The sequence below is a fragment of the Algiphilus aromaticivorans DG1253 genome (genome assembly GCF_000733765.1).
GTDB classification, from domain to species: Bacteria; Pseudomonadota; Gammaproteobacteria; order Nevskiales; family Nevskiaceae; genus Algiphilus; species Algiphilus aromaticivorans.
Genome location: NZ_JPOG01000001.1, coordinates 2,144,514 through 2,164,042, shown reverse-complemented (window position 1 = coordinate 2,164,042; position 19,529 = coordinate 2,144,514). Strand labels below are relative to the sequence as shown.

Genomic DNA, 19,529 nt, shown 5'->3' with positions numbered 1-19,529 from the left:
ATCCCTTTCGGGTGGGCTTGCGACGCATCCTCGACTTCAAACTGGGGCTTAGAATGAAGTCCGTGTGAAGTCCACACGCGTCGAGGCTTCCGGGGAGTTCCCAATGTCGCGCAGCGTCGTTCTGCTGGTGGAGGATGAGCCCGCCATCGCCGATAACGTCGTCTACGCCCTGGAGGGTGATGGCCTGAGCGTGCAATGGGCGCGCACCGGGGGCGAGGCGCTGGCGCTTCTACCCGACATTTCCCCGGCGCTTGTGATTCTGGACGTGGGCCTGCCCGATGTGAACGGCTTCGACCTCTGCCGGCAGATGCGCGAGCAGGTGACCGCGCCCATCATCTTCCTGACCGCGCGCGACACCGAGGTGGACCGTGTCGTCGGACTGGAGATTGGCGGTGACGACTACGTCGTCAAGCCCTTCAGCCCGCGCGAGCTGGCCGCGCGGGTGCGCGCGCATCTGCGCGCCATGCAGCGGCTGCAGGGTGCCGTGGCGTCGCCGCCGGAGGAAGCCGGCGGCTTCGAGGTCGACGAGGCCGCGCAGACGGTGCGCTTCAACGGCAGCCCGCTGGGGCTGACGCGCTACGAGTTCCGGCTGCTGGCAACGATGTACCGGCGTCCCGAGCGTGTCTTCAGCCGCGAGCAGCTGCTGGAGGCGGCCTGGGATGACCCGGTGGGTGTCTTCGACCGCACCGTCGACACCCACATCAAGACGCTGCGCCGCAAGCTGCGCGAGGCCAGCGGTGGGATGGATCCGATCCGAACCTGTCGCGGCGTCGGCTACGCCTATAGCCCTGAGCGCCAGGGAAGCTCTGAGTGATGTCGCGAGCGAAGGCGGGTGGGCGGTCGCCGCTGCGCGGCAATCAATCCGGGCTGCCCTGAGTGTCGCTGCGCAGCCGCACTTATCTGCTCTTTGCGCTGGCTGTGACCGCCGGCATCTGTGCCGTCGTCTACTGGCTGCGTGCCGACATGCTGCCGCGCTACATGGAGGCGCAGGAGGACATCCTGGCCGACACCGCGCATGTGCTGGCCACGCAGATCGCGGCGACCGCGCTGGTGCGCCGGGGCGGCGAGATCACGCCCAGCGCTGCGCTGCTGGCGGACAGCCTGGCGCCCATGCATGACCGCGCCCTGCAGGCGCGTATCAGCAGTCTGCTGAAGACCGATATCGGCCTGCGCCTCTACGTCACCGATCGCCGGGGCATTGTTGTCTTCGACTCGGACAACGGGCGCGACTACGGCGAGGACTACAGCGAGTGGCGCGATGTTCACCGTGCCCTGCAGGACGAGTACGGCGCGCGCACGACGCAGGGTGACGCGCTGTACCCGAAGGGATCGGCGATTTACGTGGCCGCGCCGATCTACCATCAGGGCACGGTCGTGGGTGCGGTGGGTGTGGGCAAGTCCACGCGCAACGCCGAGCGCTTCATCGTCTCGGCCGTGGAGCGGCTGGTGCTCACTGCCGCCGCAGTGCTGGTGGTCGCGCTGCTGCTGGGCGCGGTGCTCTATCACTGGCTGAGTCAGCCGCTGGAGCGGCTGCACAGCTACGCCGTGGCGCTGCGCAGTGGTCGCCGTCAGGCGCCGCCGAAACTCGGCAAGGATGAGGTGGGACGCATCGGCACGGCCATGACGGAGCTGCGCGACGCCCTCGATGGCAAGCAGTACGTCGAGCACTACGTGCAGTCGCTGGCGCACGAGCTGAAAAGCTCGACGGCGGCCATCACTGGCGCCGCCGAGCTGCTAGAAGCCGATATGCCGCCGGCCGACCGCGAGCGCTTCATCGCCAACATCCACAGCGAGGCCGGTCGGCTCGAGGCCATCGTCCGTCGCGTGCTGGAGCTGGCCACGCTGGAGAATCAGCGCGGCTTGCAGCAGTCGGAGCCCATCGCATTGGACGCCCTGATCGCCGATTGCATCGCAGCCGAGCGCCCGCGCGCCGAGGCGCGCGGCGTAACCCTTCAACGCGCAGGCGCTGAGTCCCTGACCGTGGAAGGCGACCGCTTCCTGCTGCAGCAGGCCTTGAGCAATCTGTTGGCCAATGCCGTGGATTTTTCGCCGCAAGGCAGCGCCGTGACGGTTAGCGCACAGGCCGAGGCCGGCGCGGTGGTCGTAGCCGTTCGCGACGAGGGTCCGGGGATTCCAGATTACGCCCGCGAGCGCGTCTTCGAGCGCTTCTATTCGCTGCCACGCGCCGACGGCCGCAAGAGTACCGGGCTGGGGCTGGCTTTCGTCGCCGAGATCGCCGATCTGCACGGAGGCGGTGTCGTTCTGGAAAACGCCGCTGGGGGCGGAGCCAGGGCGGATCTCCGACTTCCGGCCGGCTGACAGCGGCCACTACCGGCGCAGCGTCCGTAATTTCAACGATGTTAAGGAGCGATGACAAAGGCCTAAGATGAGCGCGCTTGCTGCTGTCCGCCGCGCGTGCCTCTGAACTCTCCCTACGGGAAACGAATCTCGCGCAGGCGCTGGCGTGGCCCGAATCTGTGGATCGGTCCGCGTTGTCGCGACGCAGTCGCCTTTGTTCCACGGATGGATAGCGTAGTCGGGGGATTCATGAGAAAGCTGACTTTGGGCGTGGCCTTGTTGCTCGGCGCCTGTGGGGGAAGTTCCGATCCTGTGCCGGAAACGGCGGGGGAAGAGCCGGTTGCACGTATCTATCAGGTGGCGCGCCAGTGTGTGGCCATCCGCGACGCTGATGGCCGTTACGTTGCGCGTAACGAGCAGTTCTACGCGGCCAATGCGGATTCTGCCGATGATGCGGCGCGTTTCTTCATGCAGCCCACGGATCTGGGCAGCTACATGCTGCTCTCGGGTTACGAGCGCCAAGCGCAGCAGCTGATGGAAAGCGCTACCGCCGACGGAGACGCGGGCAGCAAGGTATTGCTGGGCATTACCGATCCTGGTGGCCAGCTGCTGGACGCCAGTGGCAGCCTCGTAGGTGAAGTCGGTGTGCTGGTCAGCGCGGTGGGGGACATCCTCGATCTGGTGCTGGATCCGGTGGGCCCGCTGGGCTCGGCGGTCAACGAGTTGGGGCATGTGCTCGGCTCGCTCGGTGAGCGTGTAGGTGAGGGCAACGTCTCGCCGACGCTGGCCGTGGTTGATCAGGCCAGCGATCTCGCCATCTGGGAGCTGGCCGAGCCGCAGGATGAGCGTTTCCAGCTCACCTCCAAGGCTACCGGATTGAAGCTGGCCAGCAACGAGGGTTTTCTGGGCTTGACCGAGGCGGGCGATCTCGCGCCGCAGACGCTGTTCACCTTCGAGCCGGCCGACGGCTGCGCCGAGTACCCCGAGGCCGGACTGAACGCGCGCCTCGTCGACTCGCGTGGGCCGCGCACGCACTGGGAGGGCGATCCCGACGCTGTCTACGGCTGGGTCGATGACCACGCCCACATCACTGCCTACGAATTCATCGGTGGCCGCGTCAACTATGGCAGCAACTTCCATCGCTTCGGCGTCGACCACGCCATAGGTAATTGCGCCGTCAATCACGGCCCGGAAGGCACGCTCGGCATCCTGGAGATGGTGACCTCTACGGATGCCTTCGGCCCGCACGAGACGGTGGGCTGGCCTACCTACAACGAGTGGCCGCGCAACGACTCCCTGATGCACCACCAGACCTACTACCGGTGGATCGAGCGCGCCTTCCTCTCGGGCCAGAAGATTCTCGTCAACCACATCACGCACAACGAGATCCTCTGTCAGGTCTATCCGCTCAAGCGCAACGACTGCGACGTCATGAAGAATGTCCGGCTGCAGGCCGAGCGCACCTACGAGCTGCAGGACTACATCGATGCGCAGCATGGGGGTCCGGGGCGCGGCTGGTTCCGCGTCGTGGAATCGCCGGCGGAGGCGCGCAAGGTCATCGCCGACGACAAGATGGCGGTGGTGCTGGGCATCGAGCTGTCGAAGGTGCTGAACTGCGGCGAATTCCTCGACCAGCCCGAATGCACGCGCGGGGACATCCGCAGCCGCCTGGACGAAGTCGAGGATCTGGGCGTGCGCGTGATCTTCCCTGTGCACAAGTTCGACAACGCCTTCGGCGGGCATCTGCCGCACTCCGGCTTCGGCCTGGGCACATTCCTCACCGCCGGCAATCTGCTCGAGACCGGTCATCCGCTGGAGGTCGGCAACTGCCCGCTGGACGACAACGGTGACGACGAATTCTCGACCGGCGCGCGCGAGGATCTGGGCGGCGTGGTGGACGCGCTGCTGGCGACGCTTGAGTACACCATCCAGCAGGTGAACCCCACCAGCCCCAGCACGGAGCACCTCTGCAACGTCCGCGGGCTCAGCGATCACGGCTACTACCTGCTCGATGAGCTCATGCGGCGCGGCATGCTGGTGGATGTCGACCACATGAGCCGCCGCGCGGCCGATGCCGCCATCACCTATATGCGCGGTCGCGGCTATCCCATGATCAGCTCGCACGACTGGCTGGGCTCGGAGACGCTGCTCAACGCGCTGACCGACGCCGGTGGCTTCCTCGGTCGCTTCGCCCGCGGCGGGCGCGATCAGTGGGTGGAGCGCCTGACGGGCATCGCCGCGCGCTATGACGACCGGCCCTACTTTGGCGGCGGCATCGCCTCGGATGTCAACGGCATCGCCAGTCTGCCGCGCGACCCGCGTGACGGTGCCGAGCTCAGCGAAGGCCGCATCGACTATCCCTTCCGCTCCCTCGATGGTCGTGTCGAGTTCGATCGTCAGGTCACCGGCGACCGCGTCTTCGATCTCTACGATGGCCGCGGCGTAGCGCACTACGGCCTGTATCCCGACTATATCGAGGATACGCGCCGCTTCGGTGGCCCGGACGCGCAGCGCGCGCTGGATATCTTCTACCGGTCGGCCGAAGCCTGGCTGCGCATGTGGGAGGAAGCCGAGCGCATCGCGCGCATCCGCTAGGCTTGCAGCCTGGGCGCCACCGGACTATCTCCAGGGCGCCATTCGAGGGGCGCACATGGCGGCAGGAAGATTGAAGATCGCGGCGGTACAGCTGCAGACGCGCATGGGCGATGTCGCGGCCAATATCGCCGCGGCGGAGCGGCTGGCCGAGCAGGCCTTCGCCGAAGGTGCGGAGCTGGTGGCGTTACCGGAGTTCTTCACCGGCATGATTGCCCCCGACGAGACCGCCTTCGACATCGTGCTGCCGGTGGAGAACGCGGCCATCGCCATGCTGCGCCGGCTGGCGGCGAAGCATGGCGGGCGTATCGGCGGGTCCATGCTGCTGGCCGAAGGCGGCGAGGTCTATAACCGCTATGTGCTCGCCGAGCCGGACGGCACGATCCACTACCACGACAAGGATCTGCCCACGATGTGGGAGAACGTCTTCTACACCGGCGGCCGCGACGACGGTGTCTGGGAGACCGGTGTCGGGACCCTGGGCGCGGCGGTGTGCTGGGAGCTGATTCGCCATCAGACGCTGGCCCGCATGCGCGGCCGCGTCGAGCTGGCCGTCACCGGCACGCACTGGTGGACCATGCCGGAGAACTGGCCGGCCGCCTTGCGCGCGCCGCTGCGCGCCATCGGCCAATACAACCGCTACATGAGCGAGCAGGCGCCGGTGGAGTTTGCCCGCAGGCTGGGCGCGCCGGTTGTGCAGGCCAGCCACTGCGGGCCGCTTGGCGGCAAGTTCCTGCTGGCGCCGGGGCTGGACGCCGGCTTCGACTACCGCACGCATTTCGTGGGTGCCACGCAGGTTGTCGACGCCGCGGGCCGGGTGCTGGCCAGCCGCAGTACGGCCGAGGGCCCAGGCATCGTGTACGCCGAGGTCACGCCTGGAACGGGCGAGCCTGTGATTGCGCCTGAAGCGGATCGTTTCTGGGTTCCCGAGCTGCCGCTCTTCCTGAAGGCCTATTGGCACCAGCAGAATGTGGCGGGGCGAAGCGCCTATCGCCGTTATGGGCGGGCCCGTGGCCTGGAAGCGGCCGAGCGCAACAGCGCACTCTGAGCGCTATTGCGCAGCGCCGAGACAGGCGTGAGAGCGGCGGTGACCACTTGTTAAGATTTGTCGATCATGAATCGGCAATACATTGGTCAGGTTGAGCTGCGCTGCGTGATCGACTGCTGGCGCTCGCAGCAGGAGTGCCTGTTGGCGCCCTCGTTGGTGGCCGCCGATTACTGGGTGCGCGCCAAACGCTGTGCGCACTGCGGCGAAGCTTTGCAAGTCGTTGACCCGGTAGCCTGTGAAGCGATTGATGGGTTGGAAGCCGCCGGACTGAGCGCCGCCTCGGTCGCCGATGGCGCGCCGCCGTCGAAGATCGGCACGCCCGGTTGACGATGAGGCAGCGCCCCCCGGCGCTTCCGGTGTCGGCTCAGAGCACGTTCAAGGGAATCTTCATGTAGCGCGTGTCGTTGTCCTCGGCTGGCGGCAAGGCGCCGGCCCGCATGTTCACCTGCAGCGAGGGCAGGATGAGCCGCGGCATGTCGAGGGTGGCATCGCGCTCGGTACGCATCTTCACGAATTCTTCCCGGCTCTTGCCGGCGCCGACGTGGATGTTGCGCGTCTTTTCCTCGCTCACGCTGGTCTCGAAGGCGACTTCGCGGCCATCCGGGCCGTAGTCGTGGCACATGAAGATGCGCACTTCGTCCGGAAGCGCCAGGATCTTCTGCACCGAGTCGTAAAGCGTGCCGGCGTCGCCGCCCGGGAAGTCCGCGCGCGCGGAGCCGGCATCGGGCATGAAGATCGTGTCGCCGACGAAGGCGGCATCGCCGATGACGTGCGTCATGCAGGCCGGAGTGTGACCGGGCGTGTGCATGGCAACGGCCGGCATGCTGCCAATGGTGTAGGTGTCGCCGTCCCGGAAGAGCCGGTCGAACTGGCTGCCGTCGCGCTGGAACTCGGTGCCGGCGTTGAAGATCTTGCCGAAGGTCTCCTGCACGGTGGTGATCTGCTCGCCGATGCCGAGCTTGCCGCCCACCGCCTGCTGGATGTAGGGCGCGGCGGAGAGATGATCGGCGTGGACGTGCGTCTCGAGCAGCCATTCCACCTCGAGCCCGTTTTCGCGCACGAAGGCGATGATGGCGTCGGCCTGCTCATAGCTGGTGCGACCGGCGGCGTAGTCGAAGTCCATCACCGAATCGACGACGGCGCATGCCTTGCTGCCCGGGTCCTTTACGACATAGCTGAAGGTGTTGCTGTCCGGGTCGAAGAAATGGGTGACTTCGGGCTCGATGCTTGTATCCACTGGATAGTGCGTCATGGCGACCTCCTGGGTTGCGATCTGTCGATGGCTGCGGTGAATGCCGCTGTAGCAGCAGTCTCCCGCATCGGTTGCGCGCTGTCGGTGACTTTGTCACCAATGCGCATCATTGGGTCTCGGCAAGGGCACGTATGGCTGCGGTGTCCAGCAGCGAGATCTCGCCGCGGCCGAGCCGAAGCCAATCGCGGCGCTGGAATTCCTGGAGCTGGCGCGAAACCACCTCGCGGGTCGAGCCGAGCTCTGTGGCCAGTTGCTGATGCGTGCTGTGCACGTGCTTGCTGTCGCCGGCTCGGCGTAGCAGCAGCTGGGCCAGCCGGATGTCGAGGCGCCGGAATGCCACCTCCTCGATCACCAGAAAGAGATCGGTCATCCGTCGCGAGTAGGTATCGAAGACGAAGCGCCGGAACACCGCCGAGCGCGCGAGCATGTCGTCAAAGAGTGTGCGCGGCACGGCGACCGCTTCCACTGCGGTCTCGGCGATGCCCTCGGCGTGATGTTCCAGCCCCGCGAGCAGAAAGGCGGTGGTCATGACGCAGCTCTCGCCGGCGCTGACACGGTATAGCACGATCTCGCGCCCGTTCTCCGCGATCTGTTGCACGCGCACGTTGCCGGAGAGCAGTAGCAGATGGTGATCGGGCGCAGTCCCGGCCCCGAAGATCGTGCGCTTCGCCGGCAGGCTCAGGCGGTGGCTTCCGGCAGCCAGCCTGTGCAGGTCCGCCTCATCCAAGGCCTGCAGAGCCGGAAAGGCCGCGATCCAATCCTTGTCTATGACGTTGGGCATGATGCTGGCGGTGCGGCTTAGGGGAACTCAATCGGGCTGATAAGAATATTCTATTTTGTATATAACAATATTAATAGAAGTTATGTAAAAACACCAGCCCGGCCCCTAAGCAAGAGAGGACAACATGAATCTGAAACTCGGCGACATCGCACTCAACTTCCAGATCGCAACCACCACCGGCGACATCGATTTCCACGACTGGGCAGGTGCTTCCTGGGTCTTCTTCTTCAGCCACCCGGCGGATTTCACACCGGTGTGCACCACGGAGATGGGGCGCACCGCCCAGCTCAGCGGCGAGTTCGAAGCGCGCAACGTCAAGCCGCTGGGCCTGTCCACGGATTCGGTGGAAGAGCATCTGAAGTGGATCGAGGACGTCAATGCCACGCAGAACACGACGCTGCGCTTCCCCATCGTGGCGGACAAGGATCACGAGATCGCGCAGCTCTACGGCATGATCCACCCCGGCGAGAGCGAGACTGCGGCGGTGCGCTCGGTCTTCATCATTGATCCGAACAAGCGCATCCGGCTGACAATGACCTATCCGATGAGCGTTGGCCGCAACTTTACCGAGATCCTGCGCGTCATCGATGCGCTGCAGATGGGCGACAAGCACAAGGTGGCGTGTCCGGCTGACTGGAAGCCGGGCGACAAGGTGATTATCCCGCCGAGCGTCGCCAATGAGCAGGCCAAGGATCTGTTTCCGCAGGGATGGGACGAGATTCGCCCCTATCTGCGCATGACCAAGGTCTGAGCCGAGCGGAACGATAACGGGACGGAGGCCGGCGCGGCGGCCGGCCTTCTTCCGTGCCTGCGCTTGCGGGCACGGTGGGGTGTAGCCTTGGGCCTGCACACAATGCGAGGTCCGTAACGAGGCTCCCGTGACCACCCGCAATCTCGACGCAGTCTTCCGGCCCGAGCGTGTCGCCCTCATCGGGGCGAGCACGCGCAAGGGGTCGGTGGGGTCGGTGCTGGCGGCCAACCTGTTGGGCGGAGGCTTCTCTGGAGCGGTCGACTTCGTCAATCCGGCGCATCGGCGTCTGCGCGGTCAGAAGGTGCACGCGCGGATCGCAGATCTGCCGGCGGCGCCGGATCTGGCGGTGATTGCGACACCACCGGAAGCCGTTCCGGACATCGTCGCGGAGCTGGCCGAGCGCGGCACGCGCGCGGCGATTGTCATCACGGCTGGCTTCGGCGAGCTAGGCACCGAAGCCAGCGAGCAGTTGCAGCAAGGCATGCTCGCCGCCGCCCGACCGTCGATGATGCGCATCGTCGGGCCGAATTGTCTGGGTGTTCTGGCCACCGCCAACGGGCTGAACGCCAGCTTCGCGCATCTGCAGCCGGCGTCCGGGCGTCTGGCCTTCGTCGCCCAGTCGGGTGCGGTGATCTCGGCGGTTCTCGACTGGGCGGCGCCACGCGGCCTCGGCTTCTCGCATCTCGTGTCACTGGGCGACATGGCCGATGTCGACTTCGGCGACATGCTGGATTATCTCGCCGCCGACGGTGCCACCGGTGCCATCCTGCTCTATATGGAATCGCTGACTGCGCCGCGCAAATTCATGTCCGCGGCGCGTGCGGCCTCGCGCCAGAAGCCGGTGATCGTCGTCAAGGCGGGCCGCTTTGCCGATAGCGCGCGCGCCGCCGCCACGCATGTCGGCGCCCTGGCTGGCACGGATGCGGTCTATGACGCGGCCCTGCGGCGCGCCGGCATCGTGCGCGTTCAGGACATCGAGGGTCTCTTCGACGCGGCAGCCCTGCTCGCCGAGCGACCGATGCCGCACCGGGAGCAGCTGACCATCCTCACCAACGGCGGTGGCCTCGGAGTGCTGGCCACGGATGCGCTGCTGGGGCAGGGCGGGGCGCTTGCAGTCCTACCGGAGGCGGTGCGCGCACGCCTGGACGCGGTGCTTCCCGCCAACTGGTCGGGCGCCAATCCGATCGACATCCTCGGCGATGCCGACGCCGAGCGCTACCAGCGCGCCATCGACATTCTGCTGTCCGAGCCGGAGACCACGACGCTGCTTGTGTTGAATTCACCCACAGGCGTGGCCGACAGCATCGCCTCGGCGAAGGGCGTGTCGGAAACCGTGGCCGCACATCCGCGCAGCACCGTGCTGGCGAGCTGGGTGGGGGCGCACACCGCCGCGCATGCCCGCCGTTGGCTGGCCACGCATGGCCTGCCGAGCTACTCCGGGCCGGCGCAGGCGGCGACGGCCTATATGCATCTCGTGCACTACCGCGAGGTACAGGATGAGTTGCTGCAGACACCGCCTTCGATGCCGGAGAGCTTTGTTCCGGACGTCGCGGCCGCGCGTGCGGCCGTGGCCGAGGCCATCGCCGATGGCTGCGAGTGGCTGAGCGAGGCGCAGTGCGCGCAGGTGCTGCGAGCTTATGCCATTCCGCTGGTTGCCGGCCGTATGGCGCTGGATCCTGAAGGCGCGGCCGCCATTGCCTCCGAGATTGGGCGCCCCGTCGCGGTCAAGCTGGTCTCGCCTCAGGTGAAGCACAAGTCCGCGGCGGGTGGTGTGCTGCTGAATCTGGACGGTGCCGAGGCCGTGCGCGCGGCCACGGCGGCGTTGCGTGATCGTATGGCGGTCGAGCATCCGGAGCTGGATGTGCAGGGCTTTCTCGTGCAGCCAATGATTCCTGGCCAGTATGGTCTGGAACTGATCGTCGGCATCGGCGACGACCCACTCTTCGGTCCGCTCCTCCTCTTCGGCCACGGCGGCACGGCAGTACGGCTGCTCGCCGATACGGCACTGGCCTTGCCGCCGCTGAATATGCAGCTGGCCTATGGCCTTATCGATCGCACGCGGGTGGCGCGTCTGTTGACGGCGCATTCCGGCCGTGGCGCGCTGGATCGCGAGGCGCTGGCACTGATTCTGGTCAAGCTTTCCCAGCTGGCGGTGGATGTACCGCAGATTCGCGAGCTGGACATCAACCCGTTGCTGCTCACCGCCGATGGCGCCATGGGCCTGGATGCGCGCTGCCGCGTGCGTGCCACCGACCGGGCCGACCGGCTTTGCATCCGCCCCTATCCGCGCGAGCTGGAAGAGGAAGTGCAGCTCGACGATGGTCGCCGGCTGATGCTGCGTCCCATTCGCCCGGAGGACGAAGTGATGCTGCGCGCCGGCTTCGATCAGCTCACGCCGGAAGAGATTCATCTGCGCTTCCATCATTTCCTGAGGCAGTTGCCGCATCGCTATGCCGCGCGGCTGTCGCAGATCGACTACGACCGCGAGATGGCACTGGTGCTGTCCGAGCTGGGCGAGCCCGGGGAGGCGCCACTGCACGGCGTCGTGCGTCTGATCGCCGAACCGGACAACGAGCGCGCGGAGTTCGCGATCATCCTTTCGCGCGATATGCGAGGCAAGGGCATCGGGCGTCGAATGATGCGTCGCATCCTCGACTACGCGCGCAGCCGCGGCATCCGGGAGGTGGTCGGCGACGTGCTGGAGTACAACGGCGCTATGCTCGGGCTCTGCCGCGAGCTCGGCTTTCGGGTGTGGCGCGCGCCGGAGGAGCGGGGCGTCATGCGTGCGAGCATGGTTCTCGACGAGGAGAGTTCCGCATGAGCGCAAGACGCACAGCCTATATCTCGCACCCTTCCAGCCTGGCGCACGAAATGGGGGTGGGCCACCCCGAGCAGCCGGCGCGGGTGTCGGCCATTGAGGATCGGCTCAAGGCCGCCTGGATCTTCGATTTCCTGGAGCAGAACAACGCACAGCCAGTGACGCCGGAGCAGTTGGTGCGCGCCCACACGCAGCCCTATCTGGATCGACTGGCCTCTGCGGCGCCGACCGAGGACGGGGCACTGGCGCGTGTCGACCCTGACACAGCGATGAACCGGCACACGCTGGAGGCGGCCTCGCGCGCCGCCGGCGCGGCCGTGCAGGCCGTCGATCTCGTGCTGGGCGGGAGCGTGGGCGCGGCCTTCTGCAATGTGCGGCCGCCGGGCCATCATGCCGAGCGCGAGCAGGCCATGGGCTTCTGCTTCTATAACAATGTAGCCGTCGGCGCGTTGCATGCGCTGGAGGCGCACGGCCTGCAGCGGGTGGCCGTCGTCGATTTCGATGTGCACTACGGCAACGGCACGGCGGACATCCTCGGCGACGATCCGCGCGTGCTGCTCTGCTCGTCGTATCAGTACCCGCTGTATCCGCTGGCGGGGCCGGCGCGCGAAACCGCCAGCATGAGCAACGTCACGCTGCGCGCGGGCGACGGCGGCGACGCTTTCCGCGAGGCCGTGACGGCGAGCTGGTTTCCGGCGCTGAAGCGCTTCGCGCCGGAGCTGATCCTGTTCTCGGCCGGCTTCGACGCGCACGCCGAGGATCCGCTGGCCGAGCTGCGGCTGGTCGAGGACGACTACGCCTGGGTCACCCGCGAGATCCTGCGCCGCACGCGCGCCAGCGCCGGGTTACGCGCCGTGTCGACGCTGGAAGGCGGTTACGACCTTTCCGCGCTGGGGCGCGCCGCTACCGTGCACATCCAGGCATTGATGGAGCCGGATGCCGGCTTCTGAAGCCTGACCGCAGCTGGCGCGCTCAGCGGGTGTCGCGCCAGTTGGCGTGCTCGCGCCAGAAGGCCACGGCCTTCATGTAGGCGTCGCGGTCCAGCGGCACACCGGAGCCGCCTTCGTCCACACCCAGCGCGTTGCGCAGCATGGTGATCGGTGCCAGCGGCGTCTCTTCGGGCTCGGCGGTGGCCAGACAGCCGACCACACCCCAATCCGCATCCACCGGCTCACCTTCCTTCGCCATCTGCTCGCGCGAGTAGAGAATGGCGATGAGGTAGCTCGCTACCGGCGGCTCGACGCCCTCGAACCAGCGATTGAGTACCGGCAGCTCGCGTTCGTTGCGGCCCTCAAAGTCGCTTTTCAGCAGGTGCTGGTTCTCCGGCGTGATGCGCACCGTGGCGCAGCGCGTTTGCGTCCAGTTGCGGTGCACGTGCAGCTTGCAGAAATCGGCGTAGCCGTCGAGCACTTTCAGCGGCGTCTCGCTGTTGAGCCGCTGCTCGAAATCCTCCGGCGTGGTCAGGATGGCGTTGCGCCGGCCGTCCCTGGGAAACAGGCGCGGCCGGGCGAAGTCGGTGAGCACGATGCGCACGGTCGGTCACTCGCTCGAATGGGGCTGCGAATGGTAACCGGCGCACTGGCTGCCGGCCCTCGGCTAAGCTGACGCAAGTCAATTACGGAGATGGCCATGACGCAGGATGCGGTGCTGACGCATTCCGAAGCCGGTGTGACCACCATCACCATGAATCGGCCGGAGCGATTGAATGCGCTTTCCGCCGAGATGATGGAGGCATTGCAGGCCGCGCTGCAGGGGGCGGCCGACGATCCGGCCTGCCGCTGTGTATTGCTGACCGGCAATGGCCGGGGTTTCTCCTCCGGCGCGGATCTGAGCGCAGTGGCGCCGGCCTTCGAGAAAGACTCACCCATTGATTTCGGCGCGCCGCTGGAACCCGTCTACCACCCGACGCTGCGCCTGATGCGCGGCATGGCCAAGCCGGTGGTGGCCGCGGTCAACGGCGTGGCGGCAGGCGCGGGCTGCAATATCGCGCTGGCGGCGGACATCGTATTGGCGGCGCGTTCGGCGCGCTTCATGCAGGCCTTCGTGCGTATCGGTCTGGTGCCTGATGCCAGCGGCAGCTGGGTTGTGCCGCGCCTGATCGGCCGCGCGCGGGCGATGCAATGGATGATGAGCGGCGAGCCGCTCGATGCGCAGACGGCGCTGGACTGGGGCTTGATCGCCGAACTGCACGACGACGAGGCATTGCCCGAGCAGGCTGCCGAGCGCGCGCGACAGCTGGCCGCACAGCCGACGCAGGCGCTGGCCGGCATCAAGCGCTTGCTCGATGCCAGTAGCGGTAACGACTTCGAGGCCCAACTCGCGCTGGAAGCGCGTACGCAGACCGAAGTCGGCTATTCCGCCGACACGCGCGAAGGCATCCAGGCCTTTCTGGAAAAACGGCCCGCCCAATTCCGCGGCGAATGAGCGCGACTGCGCCGAGGGCGGGCCGCCTCGGCAATTGTTGTATTTATAGAATAAGTATATTCTTGATATAGAATATATGGTGGCTTGCTCGACGAGATTCTGTCGGACGGTCGCCCGATCCCGACGGAGTAAGGAGCGAGCCATGGCCGACGAATCAACCATCCCCGCGCGTCATGCGCTTGCTGCTGTCCTGTTGGTGATGACCCTGATCGGCCCGGCGCACGCCGCGCCCGATTCGGCGGAGGCCGCCACGCAGGCCAGCGCGATCGTCGACCGCTTTGCAGAGACGCTGCAGGGCGAGCTGCGCGCGGCCATGCAGGAGGGCGGCCCCGAAATGGCCGTCAGCGTCTGTCGCGATGTCGCCCCCGCGATCGCGGCCGAGCTGTCGCGCGATAGCGGCTGGCAGGTGCGCCGCGTTAGCCGCGGCGTACGCAACCCGATGCTGGGCATGCCCGATGTCTGGGAGCAGCGGCAGCTGGCGGCCTTCGAGGCGCGCTTTGCCGATTCCGGGCCGGGCCCCTACGAGCATTTCGAGACGGTGGACGAGCCGCTCGGGCAGGTCGCGCGCTACATGCGTGCGATTCCCACCCAGCCCGTGTGCCTGGCCTGCCACGGCGATGCCGCGGCGCGGGCCGAGGGCATCGAGGACGTCCTGGAAGCAGCCTATCCGCACGATCGCGCCACCGGCTATGCGGCCGGCGAGCTGCGCGGGGCATTCTCGCTCAAGCGGCTTTCAGTGGATTGAGGCTCCCGCCCGATCCCGGCATGAAGCGCTAGACTTCCGCCCGGAATCCGGCCCGGGAACGCGCTGCGCAGCTTCGCTGCGCGGCAGCAGGGGCTGTCCCGCTTTCATCCCTCACGACCAAGGAGACCTCATGCAGATCAACGATCGCGTCTTCGTCATCACCGGCGGTGCTTCCGGCATCGGCCGCGCCAACGTCGAGTACTTCCACGAGCGCGGCGCGCGCGTGGCCATCTTCGACATGAATGCCGAGGCCGGCGAAGCGCTGGCCAAGGAGCTGGGTGACAAGGCCGTCTTCGCCGAGGTCAATGTCACCGACGAAGCCTCCGTGCAGGCCGGGATCGCCAAGGCCATGGAAGCCTTCGGTGCCATCCACGTTTGCCTCAACTTCGCCGGCATCGCGCACGCGTCGAAGACGCTCGGCAAGGACGGCCCCTTCCCGCTGGATCAGTTCAACAAGGTCATCCAGATCAATCTGGTTGGCACCTTCAATGTTCTGCGCTTGGCGGCCGAGCAGATGGCCAACAACGAGCCGGTTGAAGGCGAGCGCGGCGTCATTATCAACACGGCCTCGGTGGCGGCCTACGAAGGCCAGATCGGTCAGGCCGCCTATTCGGCTTCCAAGGGCGGCATCGTTGGCATGACGCTGCCCATCGCGCGCGATCTCGCCCAGCTGGGCATCCGCGTCAACACCATCGCGCCGGGCTTGATCTACACGCCGCTCTTCGAAGCACTGGGCGAGAAGGTCGTCGATGCCCTGTCGCAGCAGGTGCTGAACCCGCAGCGCCTGGGCCGTCCCGAGGAGATTGCGCAGATGGCGCAGTCCATCGTCGAGAACGCCTACGTCAACGGCGAGACCATCCGCGTTGACGGCGGCATCCGCATGCAGCCGCGCTAAGAACGAGCCGCCCGGCGGCGTAACCGTCGCCGGGCGTATCCGCGGCTGCTGCTGCGCACCCGACTGGTGGCAAACTCGCCGGTGAGACGAATGATCACCGGATGGGGGAGTCCGCATGCCTGCATGGAAACAGCGCTCGGAGGGCGCCGAGAGCCCTTTTATACCGGTCGGGCCCTTCAAGCTTCGGCTGCCTTTCCTGCACTACCGCTTCGAGCTGCCCGATTTCCTGCAGGGGCTGCTGATGTGCGCGGTGGATCTCGCCGCGATTCCGCTGATGACCGAGCTTCTGGGCATGCCCTTCGAGGCGGCGCTGGCCATCGTCATCCTCAACGGTTTGCTCTATCTCGTGCATCACCTGCTCGGTGATCCGGTGGTGCCGGGGTGGATCACGCCTGCGATTCCGCTGCTGATCGCTTACGTAGAGACCTTTCCGGAAGGAGAGGCGCGCGTGCAGGCGCTGATCGCCTTCCAGATGCTGCTAGGCGCGACTGCCATCGTGCTCGGGCGTTTCGGGCTGGCCGCACAGGTGGTGCGGCTGGTGCCCTCGGCCATCAAGGCCGGCATCATCATGGGGGCGGGGCTGGCCGCAGTAGTTGTGGTCTTCGAGGCGGGCGGCCGCTTCGATCAGTTCCCATTCACCATCAGCATCGCCATCGGCCTGGCCTTCTATCTGCTGTTCTCGCGCCACTTCGGCCAGCTGAAGGCGCGCGGAGGCTTGTGGGGCCAGATTGGCAAGCTCGGCATCTTCCCGATCATCGCGCTGGCGGTGGTGATTGCGCCGCTGTTCGGTGAGGCACCGTGGCCCGACATCCGCTGGGGCTTCAGCCAGCCCGACTTCGCGCTGATGTGGTCCGAGTACACCGTCTTCGGCGTCGGCCTGCCGTCGCCGATGATGTTCCTGATGGCCGTGCCGACAGTGGCGGCTGCCTACATCGTGCTCTTCGGCGATGTGTTGCAAAGCAAGGCGCTGCTTGAGGAGGCGGATGGCGTTCGGCCCGACGAGAAGATCGACTACAACGCGGATCGCGCGCACCTGCTCTTCGGTGGCCGCAATCTCGGCATGAGCATGTTCGGCCCGGATGTCGTCATGTGCGGGCCGCTATGGTCGGCCATGCACGTCGTCGTTATCGAGCGCTACAAGCAGGGCAGGGCCGCGATGGATTCCATCTTCGGCGGCTCCGGCTCCTTCCGCTGGGGCACGAATACGGGCCTGCTGCTGCTGCCCATCGTCAGCCTGGTCGAGCCGATCCTGGCCGTGGCGCTGGCCCTGACGCTGCTCATCCAGGGCTACGTCAGCGTGCGCATCGGCATCATGGAGGCGAAGAGCCAGCGCGACCTCGGAATTGCCGGCGTCACCGCCGCCGTGCTCGTCACCAAGGGTGCGGCCTGGGCCTTCCCGGTGGGTGTAGTGCTGTGCCTGCTGATCTTTGGGACGCGTTTTTTCCAGGGTGAGGACGACGGCACTATCGCCGGCAAGGCGGCCGTCGTGCGCAAGGAGCGCGGCGACAGCGACGACGGCGACCCGCCGTCTTCCGACTAGGAGCGGGAAGGGTGCGCGGGCCGGTCGCTAAAGCCTGATGCCGCGCGCCATCCCGGGGATTACTTGACGGCTACCGGATTCACCGGTGCGCCGCTGCCCTCTTCCACCTTCAGCGGAGCGGCCGTCAGCAGGAAGCTGTACTGCCCATCATCCGCGCTGTCTTCGGCCAGATCCTCCAGCCAGTTGATTTCGCTGAGGACGATGCCCATGTCGCGCATCAGCGCGCCGTGCAGCGGGATCACCAGCTGCTCGCCGTCGATCTCCTGCACCACCTTCTCGATGGCGATGTTGTCCATCAGGATGGCGGGCGTTTCCATGGCGTCCAGCCATTGCAGCAGCTCGCGGCTGTAGCAGAGACCGGGCTCGTTCATCGCGTTCCACTCGGCGTCCGGTTCGTCCTCGTAGTAGCGCACGAGCGAACCGGTGCGGATGACGAGAATGTCGCGCTTGGCGACTTCGATGTCCTGCGCCTTGGCCGTGGCTTCAAGGTCTTTCAGGTGAATGCAGGTGTTCGGCGGCAGGCGGCCGTTGTCGCCGCCGCGATGCCGGCCCACATCCAGCAGCGTGCCGCGGCCGACGATGCCGCGCTCGCCGAGCGCCGCCACATCTGCCACCGCATGGCCGTGCACGGTGCTGTCGGCTGACGTGCCGCCGTAGATCTGCTCGCCGTACCAGGCGTGCGCCAGCGCATCGACGTGGGTGGTGCCCTGCAGGTACATGAAGGCGACGTCGTCGGAATACTTGATGCCGCCGGCCACCGGGTCGGCCTTGCCAGAGCTGTACAGCGCCTCGTCCTGCGACATGTAGTGCTGCATGGCCACGCGCCCCGGAAAGACCGGGCCGTCGTCGTGCGTCATCGGAATCTGTAGCGTGAAGGTCTTGCCGCTGCGTACCGCCTGCGCGCCGCGCTTAACTTGCGCGGCGTCCAGGTAATTCAGCGCGCCGACCTCGTCAGCGTCGCCCCATTTACCCCAATTGCGAGGGGCGTCGGTCTGCAGGCGCTCGATGACGGATGCTTCTTTCTGCGCCTCGGCTGGAGCGGGCGCGGCGGCAGCCAACAGGGCACCGGTTGCAGCGATCACGGTGAGGAATCCGCCCGAAAGGCGGGTCATCCGGTTCAGTTCGGCTTGCAGCATCGTCTCTCCTCCTTGTGCGTTATGGCGTTATTGGAGCAGTTGTGGTCCGTGTTTGCCACTGGCCCGATCCCTGTCGGGCGTATCGTCAGGTCTCTGCGGTGGAAGTCTGCGATGGAGGCCTCTTCCGTGAGACTGCTGCCCATGGTGTTGAAGTCGTCTGGTGCGGAGTCTCGCTTCGAGGAGGGGCCAGAATCGGCTTCGCGCTCGTTCCGCCGCGGCCATCCATGGCCGCGGCGGTGAGTCGCGCTGCGACTTGCCCCCGGCAAGTCGGTCGCGACTCACCCCAACGGATGAAGCCTTGGGGGGCGGTGGTTTCGATAATGGCGGCGCACATTCAGGGGGCAGACAACGCCATGCCGCAGATTTCCCAGCTGGCCTATGTCGTGGCCGAGTCCACCGACATCCAGCGTTGGCGCGACTACGCCGAGCAGGTGCTCGGGATGCAGGCGCTGGATGACGGCACCGGGCTCGCGTTGAAGATGGACGAGCGCGACTTTCGCATCAGCGTGATATCCGGCGCCGAGGACCGGTATTTCGCCTCGGGCTGGGAGGTGGCCGATGCGGCGGCTTTCGACGAGACCATCGCCGCCATCGAGGCGGCCGGACAAAGCGTGGAGCGCGGCGATGAGGCATTCAAGAAGGCGCGTCGGGTGACCGATATCGCGACCTTCTTCGACCCCGCGGGCAACCGCCACGAGCTTACGCATGGCTATAGCGGCGGCAATGCGGCCTTCGTCTCGCCCATCGGTGTGACGGGCTTCAAGACCGGCAAGTACGGCATGGGGCACACGGTATTGCCTGCGCTTCCCTTCGACGAGACGCGCGCCTTTTTCGTGGACAAGCTCGGCTTCGGCGCCTCCGACGAATTCAATTTCGAGCCGCCGGACGGCTCGCCGGGCATGCGCATCCACTTCCTGCACTGCATCAACGGCCGGCATCACAGCCTGGCGCTGGCCGAGATGCCGAATCCGGCCGGCTGCGTGCACATCATGGTGGAGGTCGATTCAATGACCGAGGTCGGCAAGGCGCACGACCGCATGCAGGCCTTCGACGTCAAGCTGATGGCGACGCTGGGGCAGCACACCAACGACAAGATGACCTCCTTCTACATGATGACCCCTTCGAACTTCGCATTGGAGTTCGGCTGGGGCGGCGAGATCGTCGATCCCGACAAGCACGAGACCACCAAGACCGAGAGCGTGAGCATCTGGGGTCACGATTTCTCGGTCGGCTTCCAGTAAGGGGCGAA

General features: G+C 66.4%; 17 protein-coding genes. 13 read left to right on the top strand and 4 right to left on the bottom strand.

Annotated elements, in window-relative coordinates:
* Positions 1 to 103: 103 nt before the first annotated feature.
* The 5 genes from creB (at position 104) to U743_RS10105 (ending at position 6,265) form a co-directional block, all read left to right on the top strand.
* Positions 104 to 814: a two-component system response regulator CreB gene (creB, locus tag U743_RS10125; protein ID WP_043767900.1), complete on the top strand. Its 711-nt coding sequence runs from the start codon at positions 104 to 106 to the stop codon at positions 812 to 814.
* A gap of 62 nt (positions 815 to 876) precedes the next feature.
* Positions 877 to 2,319 (top strand): two-component system sensor histidine kinase CreC, encoded by a 1,443-nt coding sequence (creC, locus tag U743_RS10120; protein WP_043767897.1) that lies wholly within the window; start codon positions 877 to 879, stop codon positions 2,317 to 2,319.
* 228 nt (positions 2,320 to 2,547) lie between these two features.
* Complete coding sequence (locus tag U743_RS10115) at positions 2,548 to 4,893, top strand: amidohydrolase family protein (protein ID WP_198021996.1); 2,346 nt, start codon at positions 2,548 to 2,550, stop codon at positions 4,891 to 4,893.
* A gap of 55 nt (positions 4,894 to 4,948) precedes the next feature.
* Positions 4,949 to 5,938 carry a carbon-nitrogen hydrolase family protein gene (locus U743_RS10110; RefSeq protein ID WP_043767893.1) on the top strand — a complete coding sequence of 330 codons (990 nt, stop codon included), beginning with the start codon at positions 4,949 to 4,951 and terminating at the stop codon, positions 5,936 to 5,938.
* A gap of 66 nt (positions 5,939 to 6,004) precedes the next feature.
* Positions 6,005 to 6,265 (top strand): hypothetical protein, encoded by a 261-nt coding sequence (locus tag U743_RS10105; protein ID WP_156966404.1) that lies wholly within the window; start codon positions 6,005 to 6,007, stop codon positions 6,263 to 6,265.
* A 37-nt stretch (positions 6,266 to 6,302) separates the two neighbouring features.
* Here the strand turns inward: U743_RS10105 and U743_RS10100 are convergent, their stop codons facing one another.
* On the bottom strand, positions 6,303 to 7,190 hold the full coding sequence (locus U743_RS10100) for an MBL fold metallo-hydrolase (RefSeq protein WP_043767887.1): 888 nt from the start codon (positions 7,188 to 7,190) through the stop codon (positions 6,303 to 6,305).
* A 106-nt stretch (positions 7,191 to 7,296) separates the two neighbouring features.
* Positions 7,297 to 7,971, bottom strand: a complete 675-nt coding sequence (locus U743_RS10095) for a Crp/Fnr family transcriptional regulator (RefSeq protein WP_043767885.1) — start codon at positions 7,969 to 7,971, stop codon at positions 7,297 to 7,299.
* Between the two features lie 124 nt (positions 7,972 to 8,095).
* Here U743_RS10095 and U743_RS10090 point away from each other — a divergent pair, with 124 nt between their 5' ends.
* The 3 genes from U743_RS10090 to U743_RS10080 all read left to right on the top strand — a co-directional run bounded on the left by U743_RS10090 (position 8,096) and on the right by U743_RS10080 (position 12,490).
* A complete protein-coding gene (locus tag U743_RS10090) occupies positions 8,096 to 8,722 on the top strand; it encodes a peroxiredoxin (RefSeq protein ID WP_043767883.1) in 627 nt (208 codons plus the stop codon).
* Positions 8,723 to 8,849: 127 nt separating this feature from the next.
* Positions 8,850 to 11,543, top strand: a complete 2,694-nt coding sequence (locus tag U743_RS10085; RefSeq protein ID WP_043767881.1) for a bifunctional acetate--CoA ligase family protein/GNAT family N-acetyltransferase — start codon at positions 8,850 to 8,852, stop codon at positions 11,541 to 11,543.
* Positions 11,540 to 12,490 (top strand): histone deacetylase family protein, encoded by a 951-nt coding sequence (locus tag U743_RS10080; RefSeq protein WP_043767875.1) that lies wholly within the window; start codon positions 11,540 to 11,542, stop codon positions 12,488 to 12,490. The genes U743_RS10085 and U743_RS10080 overlap by 4 nt, the downstream gene beginning before the upstream one ends.
* 22 nt (positions 12,491 to 12,512) lie before the next feature.
* Here the strand turns inward: U743_RS10080 and U743_RS10075 are convergent, their stop codons facing one another.
* Entirely contained in the window at positions 12,513 to 13,073 is a 561-nt protein-coding gene (locus U743_RS10075; protein ID WP_043767871.1) for a DUF3228 family protein, read from the bottom strand.
* Positions 13,074 to 13,169: 96 nt separating this feature from the next.
* Here U743_RS10075 and U743_RS10070 point away from each other — a divergent pair, with 96 nt between their 5' ends.
* The 4 genes from U743_RS10070 to U743_RS10055 all read left to right on the top strand — a co-directional run bounded on the left by U743_RS10070 (position 13,170) and on the right by U743_RS10055 (position 17,144).
* Positions 13,170 to 13,964, top strand: a complete 795-nt coding sequence (locus U743_RS10070) for an enoyl-CoA hydratase-related protein (protein ID WP_043767866.1) — start codon at positions 13,170 to 13,172, stop codon at positions 13,962 to 13,964.
* 142 nt (positions 13,965 to 14,106) lie between these two features.
* Positions 14,107 to 14,709 (top strand): Tll0287-like domain-containing protein, encoded by a 603-nt coding sequence (locus U743_RS10065; RefSeq protein ID WP_043767862.1) that lies wholly within the window; start codon positions 14,107 to 14,109, stop codon positions 14,707 to 14,709.
* Positions 14,710 to 14,839: 130 nt separating this feature from the next.
* Positions 14,840 to 15,604, top strand: a complete 765-nt coding sequence (locus U743_RS10060) for a 3-hydroxyacyl-CoA dehydrogenase (RefSeq protein WP_043767858.1) — start codon at positions 14,840 to 14,842, stop codon at positions 15,602 to 15,604.
* A gap of 115 nt (positions 15,605 to 15,719) precedes the next feature.
* Positions 15,720 to 17,144, top strand: a complete 1,425-nt coding sequence (locus U743_RS10055; protein ID WP_084191469.1) for a hypothetical protein — start codon at positions 15,720 to 15,722, stop codon at positions 17,142 to 17,144.
* Positions 17,145 to 17,203: 59 nt separating this feature from the next.
* On the opposite strand, the gene U743_RS10050 is transcribed toward U743_RS10055, so the two are convergent.
* A complete protein-coding gene (locus U743_RS10050) occupies positions 17,204 to 18,280 on the bottom strand; it encodes a cyclase family protein (RefSeq protein WP_198021995.1) in 1,077 nt (358 codons plus the stop codon).
* Between the two features lie 353 nt (positions 18,281 to 18,633).
* On the opposite strand from U743_RS10050, the gene U743_RS10045 reads away from it, so the two are divergent.
* Positions 18,634 to 19,521, top strand: a complete 888-nt coding sequence (locus U743_RS10045; RefSeq protein ID WP_043771857.1) for a VOC family protein — start codon at positions 18,634 to 18,636, stop codon at positions 19,519 to 19,521.
* Positions 19,522 to 19,529: the final 8 nt, after the last annotated feature.

Excerpts from the sequence above, each read along its gene's own strand:
- creB (WP_043767900.1), top strand. The coding sequence starts at position 104 with ATGTCGCGCAGCGTCGTTCTGCTGGTGGAGGATGAGCCCGCCATCGCC.
- U743_RS10115 (WP_198021996.1), top strand. The coding sequence starts at position 2,548 with ATGAGAAAGCTGACTTTGGGCGTGGCCTTGTTGCTCGGCGCCTGTGGG.
- U743_RS10110 (WP_043767893.1), top strand. The coding sequence starts at position 4,949 with ATGGCGGCAGGAAGATTGAAGATCGCGGCGGTACAGCTGCAGACGCGC.
- U743_RS10105 (WP_156966404.1), top strand. The coding sequence starts at position 6,005 with ATGAATCGGCAATACATTGGTCAGGTTGAGCTGCGCTGCGTGATCGAC.
- U743_RS10100 (WP_043767887.1), bottom strand. The coding sequence starts at position 7,190 with ATGACGCACTATCCAGTGGATACAAGCATCGAGCCCGAAGTCACCCAT.
- U743_RS10095 (WP_043767885.1), bottom strand. The coding sequence starts at position 7,971 with ATGCCCAACGTCATAGACAAGGATTGGATCGCGGCCTTTCCGGCTCTG.
- U743_RS10090 (WP_043767883.1), top strand. The coding sequence starts at position 8,096 with ATGAATCTGAAACTCGGCGACATCGCACTCAACTTCCAGATCGCAACC.
- U743_RS10080 (WP_043767875.1), top strand. The coding sequence starts at position 11,540 with ATGAGCGCAAGACGCACAGCCTATATCTCGCACCCTTCCAGCCTGGCG.
- U743_RS10070 (WP_043767866.1), top strand. The coding sequence starts at position 13,170 with ATGACGCAGGATGCGGTGCTGACGCATTCCGAAGCCGGTGTGACCACC.
- U743_RS10065 (WP_043767862.1), top strand. The coding sequence starts at position 14,107 with ATGGCCGACGAATCAACCATCCCCGCGCGTCATGCGCTTGCTGCTGTC.
- U743_RS10060 (WP_043767858.1), top strand. The coding sequence starts at position 14,840 with ATGCAGATCAACGATCGCGTCTTCGTCATCACCGGCGGTGCTTCCGGC.
- U743_RS10055 (WP_084191469.1), top strand. The coding sequence starts at position 15,720 with ATGCCTGCATGGAAACAGCGCTCGGAGGGCGCCGAGAGCCCTTTTATA.
- U743_RS10050 (WP_198021995.1), bottom strand. The coding sequence starts at position 18,280 with ATGCTGCAAGCCGAACTGAACCGGATGACCCGCCTTTCGGGCGGATTC.
- U743_RS10045 (WP_043771857.1), top strand. The coding sequence starts at position 18,634 with ATGCCGCAGATTTCCCAGCTGGCCTATGTCGTGGCCGAGTCCACCGAC.